This is a genomic window from Streptococcus oralis, assembly GCF_003944215.1.
Taxonomy (GTDB): Bacteria; Bacillota; Bacilli; order Lactobacillales; family Streptococcaceae; genus Streptococcus; species Streptococcus oralis_BI.
Window position 1 is genome coordinate 15009 of record NZ_RJVZ01000019.1, and the last position, 13303, is coordinate 28311.

Genomic DNA, 13303 nt, shown 5'->3' on the forward strand with positions numbered 1-13303 from the left:
CTTGTCTTATCTGTTATCTTGATTTTCAATTGTCTTCTTAAGGGCGTTCCAAGCTAGGGTTGCACACTTTATTCTTTGAGGAAATTTAGCAACACCTGATAAGAAGGCCGCGTCTCCAAGTTGGTCTTGACGCTCATCTTTTTGCCCTTGAACCATTTCAGAAAAAATAGTCGCAAGTTCTAAAATTTCTTGTTTGGTTTTTCCTAAAACGGCATCTGTCATCATACTAGCAGAGGCAGTTGAGATGGTACAACCTGAGTTTAGAAAAGCAATATCCTCCAAACGATCCTCTGCATCAAACTTAACAGAGAGATTGATAACATCACCACAGGTTGGATTGTTGAGACTGATTTGCTCAGCGTCTTCTAACTTCCCTTGGTGATGTGGATTTTTCGAATGGTCTGCTACCACTGCCATATAAAGGTTATCTAGTTTAGAAAGTGCCATTGAAAAACTCCTTTGTCTTTTGTAAGGCATCGACTAGCTTGTCGCAATCTTCCTTGGTATTGTAGATATAAAAACTTGCGCGAGCTGTTGCTGGGACTTCTAAATACTGGAGCAAGGGTTGGGCACAATGATGGCCCGCACGAACGGCTACTCCCTCATAATCCAGAGCCGTAGCAAGGTCGTGAGGATGGAGATCGCCTAGGTTAAAGGCAATGACACCCGAACGTTGCGCCAAATCTTGTGAACCATAAATAGTCAGCCCTTCAATTGCCTGCAGTTTTGGATAGACGTATGCAATCAATTCTTGTTCATGGGCTTCAATGGCATCCATACCAATGTTTTCAAGATAATCCACCGCAGCAGCTAGTCCAATTGCACCTGCCATGTTAGGAGTTCCAGCCTCGAATTTCCAAGGCAATTCCTTCCAACTAGCAGATTGCTCATAGACGAAATCAATCATTTCGCCGCCAAATTCTACTGGTGACATTTGTTCCAGATACTTTTCTTTACCATAAAGGACACCAATACCAGTTGGACCAGCTATCTTATGACCTGAAAAGGTAAAGAAGTCCACATCCAAGTCCTGTACATCAATCTTCATATGAGGCGTAGACTGAGCGCCATCCACCACCATGATGGCTCCAACTTGGTGAGCCATTTGCGTGATTTCTTTGATAGGATTGACCACACCAAGGACATTTGAAGCATGAGCTAGCGAAACAAACTTGACCTTGTCAGTTAATTTTGCCTGCAAGTCAGCCATATCCAGAGATCCGTCCTTGAGATAAACATAGACAAGCTCTGCTCCAGTCTTGCGGCAGGCTTCCTGCCAAGGAATGATATTAGAATGGTGTTCCATGACAGAAATCAAGACCTGGTCTCCCTCAGTCAAGTTTTCTTCAGCATAACGCGCTACCCAGTTAAGACTGGTTGTCGTTCCTCTGGTAAAGAGAACTTCCTTTGTAGAACCAGCATTGATAAACTTACCAATAGTCTCACGCGCAGCTTCGTAAGAAGCAGTCGCTCTTTCTGCCAAGGTATGGACACCCCGGTGAACATTGGCATTTTCCTGCTCATAATAGTGATTGATTGTTTTAAGAACTGCTAATGGTTTTTGTGTCGTCGCAGCATTGTCCAGATAGACCAGAGGTTCATCGTTGACAATCTGGTCTAAAATTGGAAAATCCTTGCGAATCGCTTCTACATCTAACATAGGCTTCCCCTTAGCGTTTTGACAATTTTTCTTCGATGGTTGCAATCATTTCATCACGAACTTCTTTGACTGGAATCTCTACGATAACGGATCCAAGGAAACCACGAACAACCAAGCGTTCTGCTGTTGCCTTGTCCAAGCCACGGCTCATGAGGTAGTACATGTCTTCTGGATCCACCTGACCGATAGAAGCTGCGTGACCTGCAGTAACATCATTTTCATCAATCAAAAGAATTGGATTTGCATCTGAACGTGCTTGGTCTGAAAGCATAAGAACACGGCTCTCTTGCTGCGCATCTGCTCCCTTGGCACCCTTGATAATGTGACCAATACCGTTGAAAGTTAAAGTTGCTTTCTCAAGAATAACCCCATGTTGGAGGATATTTCCGATTGAGTTGCAACCGTAGTTGGTTACACGCGTATCAATCCCTTGTACCTGACGGCCACTTGATAGGGCAACAACCTTAAGGTCAGCATGGCTACCGTTACCAATCAAGTCGCTATCAAAATCCGCAACAACATTTCCTTCGTTCATGACACCAATTGCCCAGTCAATGCTTGCATCGTTGCCTAATTTACCACGACGGCTAATGTAGGCAGTGACGTTTTCACCTAGGCGGTCAATAGCCGCAAACTTCACTTGCGCACCAGAACGAGCAATCACTTCAACTGTGATATTTGCAGTTGCCTTAGCACTACCTTCACCACGTGACTCTAGACGTTCAAGATAACTAATCTTGCTGTTTTTACCAGCGATTATGAGGATATGCTTGTTAAATGGCACATCGCTATCGCTGTCTTGGTAGAAAATACCTTCGATTGGTTCTGTAATTTCTACGTCATCTGGAATGTAGAGAACAGCACCGCTGTTAAAGTAAGCTGTGTGGTAGGCTGCCAACTTGTCATCGTCATACTTAACAGATGACATGAAGAATTCCTCGATAAGTTCGGGAATTTCTTCTAAAGCTGAGTGGAAGTCTGTAAAGATTACTCCTTGTTCAGCCAATTCAACTGGAGTTTGTTCAAAAACAGTCTGCGTTCCTACTTGAACCAACTTCAAGTGATTATCTAGAGCTGTGAAGTCTGGAACATTTGCTGAAGGTTCACTTTCTGTGATGGTTCCATCTCCCAGATTCCAACGGTGAAATTTGACACGCTCAATAACTGGTAATTCCAAACTCTCAATCTTATCAAAAGCTTTTTGACGGAGGTCAGCCAACCAGCTTGGTTCAGCGTGCATTTCTGAAAAAAGTTTAATATTCTCTTTAGTCATTTACTTCTCCTAAAAGATACGAGGGAATTACAATTCTTCCTTGTAGTCGTAGCCAAGTTCTTCAGCTAGTTTTGCGTATCCTTCACGTTCCAAACGGGCAGCCAATTCTGGACCACCAGAAAGGACCACACGACCTTCCATCATCACGTGTACCACGTCTGGCGTGATATAGTTCAAAAGACGTTGGTAGTGAGTGATAATCATAGCACCAAATCCCTCGCCACGCATAGCATTCACACCTTTCGATACAACTTTAAGGGCATCAATATCAAGACCTGAGTCAATCTCATCCAAAAGGGCAAAAGTTGGTTCCAACATCAAGAGTTGAAGAATTTCATTACGTTTTTTCTCACCACCAGAGAAACCTTCGTTGAGGTAACGCTCTGCCATTTCTTCTTTCATATTGAGCAATTCCATTTTCTCGTCTAATTTAGTGATGAACTCACGAACTGAAATCTTTTCATCATCTTCTTTACCAGCATTCATGGCTGCACGAAGAAATTCTGCATTGGTAATTCCTGGGATTTCTGATGGGTATTGCATAGCCAGGAAAAGTCCCATACGCGCACGCTCGTCGACTTCCAACTCAAGGATGTTTACGCCATCAAACAAGACCTCACCTTTTGTAACTTCATAGTTAGGGTTCCCCATGATAGCTGCAGAAAGAGTCGATTTACCAGTACCATTTGGTCCCATAATGGCTGCAATTTCTCCTGTTTTCAGAGTCAAGTTAACCCCTTTTAAAATTTCTTTTCCTTCAATCTCAACGTGAAGATCTTTAATCTCTAATACTGACATGATAGTTCCTTTCTTTTTCAAACATTTTGCTCAATACTTTAGGAAATTGCTTACAATCCCTAAAAAATAGGACAAAAGGTCAATAAATATACTCTACTAGTATAACAAAAAAAAGCCCAAAAGGCTTTGATTTTGTCTAGAAGCTGGGGGCTAATCCTTGCGGTTTAGGTGCTGATCAATGGCGTCTACTATTTTTCCCATTACATAACTTAACCTAAAATTTCGAAAGAGTAAAATCGCCCAAAAAGCTGCCATAACGTAGCGACCAGTCATCAAAGATTCATTGAAAAAATAAGTCTCAGCAGCCGTGAATAATGCTATTATGATAAATTGTTGTCTAGTCATAGGATTATTGTACCATGAAATCCACTTTTAGTCTTCTTCGACCATAACTTTATCAGCCAGAAATTCGAATCCTTCTGGAATCAAGCTCTCTTCTTCTACCTCTTGCTCAGCTTGAGAAGACTTGTTTTTAGCTGAAAATGCTGCTCGAACCTCTTTCCATTCCTCTAGGGAAATAGCCAGAATCTCAGGGGAAAATCCAGCTGCTTGGCTGAGAATATTGCCAAACATGGTATTGAGGTTGTCCCTTTTCATGGTTTGACCAGCATTGAAATTAGACTCAAAGGCTAAAATAGCATGGTGTTCATTAGCCGCAACTGGTTGAGAACCAACAAGCAGAGCCTTATCAGGACCAGCTAAGCTTTCGATCACTTCTCCCCATGCATTCTGTAGGCGAATCAAGTTTTGCCGTGCCAAATCAGGATTTTCAACAGCTTCTTGTAGGATAGCCTGAACTTTATTACGGTCTACTCGATAGACAGTCTTGGAAGTGGTTGGGCTACTAGGGACTGGCGCAACTTGTTTAGGAGCTGTGCCCACATTGGCAAGTTCTTGCTTGAGACGGGCGACTTCCTGTCTCAAGCAAGAAATTTCACTTTCAACAGCTCCTGAAAGCGCAGATTCAGGCTTGATTTCAGCTAAACGTATGGTCATCATCTCAGCATAAATCTTGGGTTGCAAGCTAGCCTTCATATCTGACAAGCTTACTGTTGCTAGACGAATCATTTCAAAGAGACTTTCCTGGGAAAGAGCTAGATTGTCCATAAAAACTGAACTATGATGAGTATTTTCGCCACCTGTCTGAACAACCAGTAGATCACGCAAATACTGCAAGAGATCCGTCACAAAACGAGTCATGCTCTTGCCATTTTCAAACAAAAGATTCAAAGAATCAAGCGCTTTTGGAACATCCTGCTGGGACAAGGCAGCTACATAATCATCAAGTGCTGATAAACTAATAGTACCTGTAATCTCCTCAGAGATAGCTGTCGTTAAAGCATTCCCTTGAGTCAAACTCAAGGCTTGGTCCAGAATAGACAAGGCATCCCTCATCCCACCTTCAGCTCGTCTAGCAATGATTTCCACAGCCTCTGGTTCAGAACTGATATTTTCTTTTTCTAAAATATGATGAATATGTGCCGTGATATCTTGCGTTCGAATCGATTTAAACTCAAAACGTTGGACACGCGATAAAATAGTTGCTGGAATCTTGTGCAATTCGGTAGTCGCCAAGATAAAGACAACATTTTGAGTTGGTTCTTCTAGCGTCTTTAAAAGCGCATTAAAAGCTCCTGTAGACAGCATATGAACCTCGTCTATGATATAGACCTTATAACGTGCCAAACTAGGAGCATAGGTGGATTTATCACGAATTTCTCGGATTTCATCAACTCCGTTATTCGAAGCCGCATCCATTTCGATAACATCTTCTAAGCTACCTTCTGTCACTGCTTGGCAGATATAGCAGTTATTACATGGTTCTCCGTCCACTTGGTTCGGACAGTTCATAGCCTTGGCAAAAATCTTGGCTACGCTGGTCTTCCCAGTCCCACGGGGACCCGAGAAAAGATAGGCATGACTAATCTTTTCCTGCTCGACCGCTTGTTTTAGGGTTTTAGCTACAACCTCTTGGCCTACCAGTTGTGAAAAAGTCTGGCTTCTATATTTTCGATAAAGTGCTTGATACATTAGGCTTTCTCCTCAAACATCGTAAAGTCCCATTCTGTCTTCTCAAGCAAAATAGCGACAAATTGTTCCAAGTAATCGCGGTCAATTGCATTATAATCATCAATAAGTGAAGAATCCAGGTCTAGGACACCCAGCAATTGACCATTCTTGAGCATAGGAACCACGATTTCACTCTTGGCCATACTATCACAAGAAATGTAGTTTGGATAGGTGCTCACATCGCCAACTAAAACAGTCTCTTGAAACTCAGCAGCTTCTCCACAAACGCCTTTCCCAAGCGGAATGCGAATACAAGAAACACCACCCTGAAAAGGCCCTAAAACCAACTCGCTACCATCAAATAGATAAAACCCTGCAAATACAGTATTCGGAAAGCGAGATTTTAGGAGGGCACTAGCATTCGAAAGATTGGCAAGAACATTGCTCTCACCTTCAAGTAAATAAGAGAGTTCCTCATTTAACAATTGATATTGTGATTGTTTTTCTGAATCTAACATAGAACTATTATATCAAAAATGAGAAAGAGACAAAAGAAAAATCCCTTGTTTTAAACAAAGGATTTTGTGATTATCAATTTGATTAAAGTTCGATATCACCAAACAAGTCAGCCATTGAGAATCCTGTTTGTGTTTCTGGAAGTTCGAAATCACGTTTTTCTTGACGTTTTGGACGACGTGGACGAGCAGCACGTTTTTCTTCTTTTTGTCCTTCTTCTTGAGCTGGACGTTCTTCAAGAGCTTTGATAGAAAGAGATACGCGTTCTGCGTCAGCGTTAACATCAAGTACTTTAACAGTAACTTCTTGACCAACAGTAAGAGCTTCTTTTGGATTTTCGATACGTTTGTGTGAAATTTGTGATACGTGAACAAGTCCATCGATACCTGGCAATACTTCAACAAATGCACCGAAGTCAGTCAAACGTTTAACTGTTCCTTCTACTACATCACCTTTAGCCAATTTTTGCTCAACACCATCCCATGGTCCAGGTGTTGTTGCTTTAAGTGAAAGTGATACGCGTCCTTCTTCTTCGTTAAGATCAAGGATCTTCACTTCGATTTCTTCACCAACAGTTACAACTGATTTAGGTGATACGTTACGTTCGTGTGACAATTCAGTCAAGTGAACCAATCCGTCAACACCACCAAGGTCGATGAAAGCACCAAAGCTAGTGATACGAGCAACTTTACCAGTTACGACATCACCAACAGCCAATTTACCGAATACTTCAGCACGAGCCGCTGCAGTAGCTGCTTCAACAACTTCACGACGTGAAAGGATGAAGCGGTTTTCTTTAGGATCAACTTCTTTGATTTTAGCATCAAATTCTTGACCTACGAAACGCTCAGTGTTACGTACGAAACGAGTATCCAACATTGAAGCTGGGATGAATCCACGAACACCTTCAAATTCTACTGAAAGTCCACCTTTAACGGCACGAGTTCCTTTAACAGTAACAACTTCTTCTTCGCGTCCTACAAGTTTGTCCCATGCTTTGCGAGCTTCAAGGCGTTTTTTAGATACAAGGTATGTAACTGTATCAGTATCTTTACCAACTACTTGACGAAGTACAAGAACATCCAATACTTCTCCTACTTTCACAAAGTCATTGATATCTGCATCGCGATCGTTTGTCAATTCGCGAAGAGTCAAGACACCTTCAACACCAGTCCCAGAGATTGCAACGTTAGCTTGAGTCGCATCAACTGTCAATACTTCAGCACTAACAACATCACCAGGCTCAACTTGGCTAACGCTATTTAGCAAATCTTCAAATTCGTTCATCTAAAAAATCCTCCAACAATCAAGTTTTTCCAAACTTGACATACTTATAATTTTTTTCCTAAGCACCCGCAAAGACATGTTCATATCGTTCACGTCTTTCAATTATAAAAATAAAATACCCTAAGATATTTTTCTTTTTATCTTGAATTTATTACCTAAGAACTGGGGTAGCTGGATTCGAACCAACGCATGAGGGAGTCAAAGTCCCTTGCCTTACCGCTTGGCTATACCCCATTGATGAATGGAGAGAGAGGGATTCGAACCCCCGAACCCGAAGGAGCGGATTTACAGTCCGCCGCGTTTAGCCTCTTCGCTATCTCTCCAATGTTTAACGAGAACTATTATATCATGAAATTTTCAATAAAACAAGTATTATTTTGTCAAATTATAGTTTTCAATCAAAATTTCCACAGCTTTTTCAAGTTTTTTATAAAAACTATCGACATTTCCATTCTTTATGATGGCAAATTGGCTATCTAATTCGGCAATTTCCCCAATAACCTTTTTCCCGATCGTCAAAACGTATCCTTCATAACTATCTTTTCCAACAGTCACTTTTGCATCGGTTAATTGGATTTCAATTTTCTTATCTTTTTTACTCATACTCTACCTCTTTTCACTTTTTCTATTGTACAAGAAAATGCTCAAACTAGCAAGAAAAAACTCCATTTCAGCACTTACAACTGCTATGGAGCTCTTCTTTATTTCATGTCTTTTAGTCCACTTTGACAATCCATCCTTCAGGCGCTTCTACATCACCAAATTGGATACCGGTCAATTCATCATAAAGTTTACGTGTAACAGGACCTACTTCTGTTTCACTATAGAAAACATGGAAATCATCGCCATGTTGGATACCTCCAATTGGCGAAATGACCGCTGCTGTACCACAAGCTCCTGCCTCTACAAAACGATCCAAATTATCAATTGGGACATCGCCTTCAATCGGAGTCAAGCCCAAGCGGTGTTCTGCCAAATAAAGCAAAGAATACTTGGTAATAGATGGCAAGATGGATGGACTCAATGGCGTAACAAATTCATTGTCTGCCGTGATTCCAAAGAAGTTAGCTGATCCGACTTCTTCAATCTTTGTATGTGTAGATGGGTCTAAGTAGATAACATCTGAAAATTGACGTGATTTTGCCATTTTACCTGGGAGGAGACTAGCAGCATAGTTTCCACCTACCTTGGCCGCACCTGTACCATTCGGAGCTGCACGGTCGTATTCATCCTGAATCAAGAAGTTGGTTGGAACCAAACCACCTTTAAAGTAATTTCCAACTGGCATGGCAAAGATGGTGAAAATATACTCTTCTGCAGGTTTAACCCCAATAATATCCCCAACACCAATCAACAGTGGACGAAGATAAAGGGTTCCACCTGTTCCATATGGTGGGACGTATTCTTCATTTGCACGCACAACTGCTTTACAAGCTTCTACAAACATTTCTGTTGGAACTTGTGGCATCAAAAGACGGTCACAAGTACGTTGCAAACGCTTGGCATTTTCGTCAGGACGGAAAAGTTGAACACTGCCGTCCTTGGTACGATAGGCTTTCAATCCCTCAAATGCTTGCTGTCCATAGTGGAGACTTGGAGAAGACTCTGAAATATGCAAGGTTGCATCCTCTGTCAATTCTCCTTGATCCCATTGACCATTTTTGTAGTGAGCGATATAACGGTAAGGTAATTTCATATAAGCAAATCCAAGGTTTTCCCAATCAATTGCAACTATCATGTGTTTCTCCTTTATACTATTCAAACTATGTGTTCTATTCTACACTTTTCTAGTAAAATTTCAAGTATTATTTGTAATTTTCTGAAAATTTTTTCAACATAAAGAAATCAGCCCTCTGGACTGATTCTTTTTACGAATTTGTTTTGTCCTCTTTAAAGACTTCTTTGAGGTAAGCATCGAAAACTTCTTCATCTGAAATCGTGTCTGAAATAAAGCTTCCATTGCTAGTGCGTTCAGACAAGTTCAAATCTTGCAATCGGCTTTCATAGATTGTTCCCTTGTTAGATTGGACAAGCAGCGTTTGGTCGTTTTCTTCTACTTCTGTACTAAAGAGATCACCAACGAAACCTTGCTCTGCAACTGCTCCTGCTAAAAAGACTCGGTGCGGTTTGTTTTTCAACTCACGCAAGACTTGTAGGCCTCGTTTAGCACGGCTGGTCGCTGGAATTTCCTCAATGGAAACGCGTTTCAAGCTTCCACGTTGGGTCAAGAGGTAGAAGGATGAGGTGTTACAGATAAAGGCTGCCTGAAGCGCATCATCTGCTTTCAGGTTCATAGCCTTGACCCCTGCCGCCTTGGCACCAACAACTGGAACCTCTTCGATATTGAAACGAAGGGCATAACCATTTTGACTAATCAAGAGAACATCATCCAGTTTGATTGGTGCTACTGCTACAATCTGGTCTGTCTCGTCTTTGAGCTTAGCATACTTAACAGACTTCGACTTGTAGGTCCGCCATGGAGAGAATTCTTTGCGTTCTACGCGCTTAATTTGACCAAGGCGAGTCGCTACAAAATAAGTTGTCGCATCATCAAACTGATCCACTACTTCTGCATAGAGAATTTCTTCGTTAGTTTCGAAGTTTGTAATGGTCTGGCTCAGATGCTCTCCGATATCCTTCCAACGAATATCTGCTAATTCATGGATTGGTCGATAAATGACATTCCCAAGAGTTGTAAACATCAAGAGGTGCTGGGTTGTCTTGGCAGATTGAACAAAGATCAAACGATCATCATCACGTTTGCCAATTTCTTCCAGAGTGGATGCCGCAAAGGAACGAGGGCTAGTACGCTTGATATAGCCTGCCTTGGTTACGCTGACATAAGTATCTTCCTCGGCAATCAAACTAGCTGTATCAATCTCGATTGCTTTCGCAGTATCTTCCAAAGTACTCAAACGTGGTGTCGCAAATTTCTTCTTGACCTCACGGAGTTCTTTCTTCATGAGATTGTACATAGTACGTTCATCACCGATGATAGCAGCAAGCATGGCGATCTTCTCACGAAGCTCTTCTTCTTCTTCCTGCAAGACAACCACATCGGTATTGGTCAAACGGTAAAGTTGCAAGGTAACGATAGCTTCGGCTTGCTCTTCTGTAAAATCATAGCTGACCTTGAGGTTTTCCTTGGCGTCAGCCTTGTTCTCAGAAGCACGGATAAGGGCAATGACTTCGTCCAAAATCGAAATCACTCGAATCAAACCTTCAACGATGTGAAGACGTTTCTCAGCCTTTTCCTTGTCAAAGCGGGAACGTGCCAAAATCACTTCACGACGGTGGGCGATATAGCTAGATAAGATTGGAACAATCCCAACCTGACGAGGTGTGAAATTGTCAATCGCCACCATGTTAAAGTTGTAGTTGATTTGCAAGTCGGTGTATTTGAAGAGATAGTTGAGTACAAGCTCGGTATTAGCATCTTTCTTAAGCTCAATAGCAATACGAAGACCGTCACGGTCAGACTCATCACGAACCTCAGCAATCCCCGCTACTTTGTTATTGACACGAACATCATCGATTTTCTTGACGAGATTAGCCTTATTGATTTCATAAGGAATCTCAGTGATAACGATTTGCTCCTTACCGCCTTTTAGCTTTTCAATCTCCGTCTTAGAACGAACAACGACGCGCCCTTTCCCAGTTTCATAGGCTTTCTTGATTTCATCACGACCCTGGATGATAGCCCCTGTAGGGAAGTCAGGTCCAGGCAAGAATTCCATGAGTTTGTCCACCTTGGCTGTTGGGTGGTCAATCATGTAAACCGTCGCATCAATGACTTCAGCCAAATTATGCGGTGGAATGTCTGTAGCATAACCAGCCGAAATCCCAGTCGAACCATTGACTAAGAGGTTTGGAAATGCTGCTGGCAAAACCGTCGGCTCTTTCTCGGTATCGTCAAAGTTCCAAGCAAAAGGAACTGTCTTTTTCTCGATATCTTGAAGAAGATAACCAGCAATTTCAGACAAACGTGCCTCGGTATAACGCATAGCCGCAGGCGGATCGCCGTCCATAGAACCGTTATTACCGTGCATTTCAACTAGAATCTCACGGTTCTTCCAGTCCTGTGACATACGAACCATGGCATCATAGATAGAAGAATCCCCGTGTGGGTGAAAATTCCCCATGATGTTACCGACTGACTTGGCCGATTTACGGTAGCTCTTGTCAAAAGTATTGCCATCTTTATTCATCGAATAAAGAATACGGCGCTGAACCGGCTTCAATCCATCCCGAATGTCTGGCAAAGCCCGGTCTTGAATGATATACTTGGAGTAGCGACCAAAGCGCTCTCCCATGATGTCCTCAAGGGACATGTTTTGAATGTTAGACATAGGATACTAAGCCCGTAAAATGCAAAGTGAAAATAGGAAATTATTGCAGTGAGCGATGCTCACAAGAGAATTTATCTTTTTCACACAGCATTTAGGGCGTGTTCAACTCCTTTCAAAGAATGTAGAGTAGATTTTTATAGAATAAGGGATAATTTACAGAAATTAGTCCCGTGTTCAGTTACTATATATAACTAAACTATCTTTTCTGTAGTTTAATCTTTTAAATTATATACTTTAATTAGTTGGTGATCTGAAAGTCTCTCCTCAGCATACTGAATCATCTTCTCAGCTACTTCTTTATCGTAGTTAAATCCCATTTTTTGAGCAAGGGACTGAGCCTCTTGGTGGAAAAGGTTCATCGTAGCAAACAAAGATTGAGTGATTTTGTCACTACTTGAAAAATCAAGTAGATTTGAGAATTCCTTCTCTTTCTCAGCAGGTAAATAGTTAAAGAGATATTTATAGTTCTTGCCAATATCAATCGTCCCCCTATCTGCTGCAACTCGCCAAGCCAAGACCTTCAAGAGTTCTTGTTGACAAATTCCGTAGAGATGATTCGTGGCATAGATGGCTTGCTTGCGACAAATCCCTTTAACCACGTAGGCTGACACCCACCAAAATTCATTACAAGCTTTTTCAAAATCAATCGCACTAGCTGGGCTTGTCCAAAAACGTTGAGGACTTGGAAAGTAGGGTTCAAATAAACCCTTCTTATCTTCTAAAACGGTGAACCCTACTTCACTATTCACCCACTCTTGAATGTGCTCTTTGGGGCAGAGGGTCAAATCAATCCGATTGCCATCTTCAAAGAGCATGAGATAGAGATGACGGTTGCCTAGGACATTATGCTGCTCAATGATACGAGTGCCAAAATGGTCCAACCAAGAAAGGTCCCTCGTCAGATTATCTAAGTCGTCCAGGACATAAACAACATCATAGTCTTGAAACTCGTCTTTTGGTGCTTTTGGATTTGTCCGTGAACCAGACATGGCGACTGCATCGACCTGTAACTTTTTAGCTGTATGTAAAATCAAATTTAACATTTCTGAATCAATTATACCTCTTCAGATTCTTGAAGTTCTGGAAAAATATTCTTTTTGTTAAATCTATATATATAGTAATATTCTTCTTGATTAAGTGTATACGATGTATACGATGAGACAGTATTTTTATTTATTTTAAATTCTAATGTTTCTTTATATAAATTTTTTGATAAATCATATAAAAGAATATCAATAGAAAAATCAATTTGACTATAATCATAGGTATCAGAATAATTTTCCATATAATCTATTTCATAATCATTAAAATTTGGAACAAGAAATCGTAAGTATATCTTTCTCTTCTCACCTTTTTTTATAACTAGATAGTTATTTATTATTTTTTCTTCCAATTCCATTAATTTTAAAC

The 13303-nt window shown here is 41.2% G+C and carries 13 protein-coding genes and 2 tRNA genes; all 15 read right to left on the reverse strand.

The window, feature by feature from the left end; translation table 11 throughout:
* Positions 1 to 6: 6 nt before the first annotated feature.
* Positions 7 to 447: a Fe-S cluster assembly sulfur transfer protein SufU gene (gene sufU, locus D8804_RS09075; RefSeq protein WP_125399563.1), complete on the reverse strand. Its 441-nt coding sequence runs from the start codon at positions 445 to 447 to the stop codon at positions 7 to 9.
* Positions 434 to 1660 (reverse strand): cysteine desulfurase, encoded by a 1227-nt coding sequence (locus D8804_RS09080; protein WP_125399564.1) that lies wholly within the window; start codon positions 1658 to 1660, stop codon positions 434 to 436. Before D8804_RS09080 ends, sufU begins: the two co-directional genes overlap by 14 nt.
* Before the next feature lie 10 nt (positions 1661 to 1670).
* On the reverse strand, positions 1671 to 2933 hold the full coding sequence (gene sufD / locus D8804_RS09085; RefSeq protein ID WP_125399565.1) for a Fe-S cluster assembly protein SufD: 1263 nt from the start codon (positions 2931 to 2933) through the stop codon (positions 1671 to 1673).
* A gap of 27 nt (positions 2934 to 2960) precedes the next feature.
* Positions 2961 to 3731, reverse strand: a complete 771-nt coding sequence (sufC, locus tag D8804_RS09090; RefSeq protein WP_000114489.1) for a Fe-S cluster assembly ATPase SufC — start codon at positions 3729 to 3731, stop codon at positions 2961 to 2963.
* A gap of 150 nt (positions 3732 to 3881) precedes the next feature.
* Positions 3882 to 4076 (reverse strand): DUF3272 family protein, encoded by a 195-nt coding sequence (locus D8804_RS09095; RefSeq protein ID WP_049536602.1) that lies wholly within the window; start codon positions 4074 to 4076, stop codon positions 3882 to 3884.
* 27 nt (positions 4077 to 4103) lie between these two features.
* Positions 4104 to 5762, reverse strand: coding sequence for a DNA polymerase III subunit gamma/tau (dnaX, locus tag D8804_RS09100; RefSeq protein ID WP_125399566.1), 1659 nt, complete (start codon positions 5760 to 5762; stop codon positions 4104 to 4106).
* Complete coding sequence (locus D8804_RS09105) at positions 5762 to 6259, reverse strand: GAF domain-containing protein (protein ID WP_071851957.1); 498 nt, start codon at positions 6257 to 6259, stop codon at positions 5762 to 5764. The genes dnaX and D8804_RS09105 overlap by 1 nt, the downstream gene beginning before the upstream one ends.
* A gap of 82 nt (positions 6260 to 6341) precedes the next feature.
* Positions 6342 to 7544: a 30S ribosomal protein S1 gene (gene rpsA, locus D8804_RS09110; protein WP_001001617.1), complete on the reverse strand. Its 1203-nt coding sequence runs from the start codon at positions 7542 to 7544 to the stop codon at positions 6342 to 6344.
* A gap of 162 nt (positions 7545 to 7706) precedes the next feature.
* Positions 7707 to 7778, reverse strand: a tRNA-Gln gene (locus D8804_RS09115).
* Between the two features lie 8 nt (positions 7779 to 7786).
* Positions 7787 to 7867 (reverse strand) — tRNA-Tyr (locus D8804_RS09120).
* A 49-nt stretch (positions 7868 to 7916) separates the two neighbouring features.
* Positions 7917 to 8147: a DUF2969 domain-containing protein gene (locus D8804_RS09125; RefSeq protein ID WP_000037107.1), complete on the reverse strand. Its 231-nt coding sequence runs from the start codon at positions 8145 to 8147 to the stop codon at positions 7917 to 7919.
* A 112-nt stretch (positions 8148 to 8259) separates the two neighbouring features.
* On the reverse strand, positions 8260 to 9282 hold the full coding sequence (locus D8804_RS09130; RefSeq protein ID WP_125399567.1) for a branched-chain amino acid aminotransferase: 1023 nt from the start codon (positions 9280 to 9282) through the stop codon (positions 8260 to 8262).
* 130 nt (positions 9283 to 9412) lie between these two features.
* The gene (gene parC / locus D8804_RS09135) at positions 9413 to 11893 is read right to left on the reverse strand and encodes a DNA topoisomerase IV subunit A (RefSeq protein ID WP_125399568.1); all 2481 of its coding nucleotides are present in this window, start codon (positions 11891 to 11893) and stop codon (positions 9413 to 9415) included.
* A gap of 212 nt (positions 11894 to 12105) precedes the next feature.
* The gene (locus tag D8804_RS09140; protein ID WP_125399569.1) at positions 12106 to 12936 is read right to left on the reverse strand and encodes an aminoglycoside 6-adenylyltransferase; all 831 of its coding nucleotides are present in this window, start codon (positions 12934 to 12936) and stop codon (positions 12106 to 12108) included.
* A gap of 11 nt (positions 12937 to 12947) precedes the next feature.
* The coding region (locus tag D8804_RS09145) for a hypothetical protein (RefSeq protein WP_221763055.1) at positions 12948 to 13303 on the reverse strand (356 nt) is incomplete at its 5' end.

Excerpts from the sequence above, each read along its gene's own strand:
- dnaX (WP_125399566.1), bottom strand. The coding sequence starts at position 5,762 with ATGTATCAAGCACTTTATCGAAAATATAGAAGCCAGACTTTTTCACAA.
- D8804_RS09125 (WP_000037107.1), bottom strand. The coding sequence starts at position 8,147 with ATGAGTAAAAAAGATAAGAAAATTGAAATCCAATTAACCGATGCAAAA.
- D8804_RS09095 (WP_049536602.1), bottom strand. The coding sequence starts at position 4,076 with ATGACTAGACAACAATTTATCATAATAGCATTATTCACGGCTGCTGAG.
- sufU (WP_125399563.1), bottom strand. The coding sequence starts at position 447 with ATGGCACTTTCTAAACTAGATAACCTTTATATGGCAGTGGTAGCAGAC.
- D8804_RS09105 (WP_071851957.1), bottom strand. The coding sequence starts at position 6,259 with ATGTTAGATTCAGAAAAACAATCACAATATCAATTGTTAAATGAGGAA.
- parC (WP_125399568.1), bottom strand. The coding sequence starts at position 11,893 with ATGTCTAACATTCAAAACATGTCCCTTGAGGACATCATGGGAGAGCGC.
- D8804_RS09080 (WP_125399564.1), bottom strand. The coding sequence starts at position 1,660 with ATGTTAGATGTAGAAGCGATTCGCAAGGATTTTCCAATTTTAGACCAG.
- sufC (WP_000114489.1), bottom strand. The coding sequence starts at position 3,731 with ATGTCAGTATTAGAGATTAAAGATCTTCACGTTGAGATTGAAGGAAAA.
- D8804_RS09130 (WP_125399567.1), bottom strand. The coding sequence starts at position 9,282 with ATGATAGTTGCAATTGATTGGGAAAACCTTGGATTTGCTTATATGAAA.
- D8804_RS09140 (WP_125399569.1), bottom strand. The coding sequence starts at position 12,936 with ATGTTAAATTTGATTTTACATACAGCTAAAAAGTTACAGGTCGATGCA.
- sufD (WP_125399565.1), bottom strand. The coding sequence starts at position 2,933 with ATGACTAAAGAGAATATTAAACTTTTTTCAGAAATGCACGCTGAACCA.
- rpsA (WP_001001617.1), bottom strand. The coding sequence starts at position 7,544 with ATGAACGAATTTGAAGATTTGCTAAATAGCGTTAGCCAAGTTGAGCCT.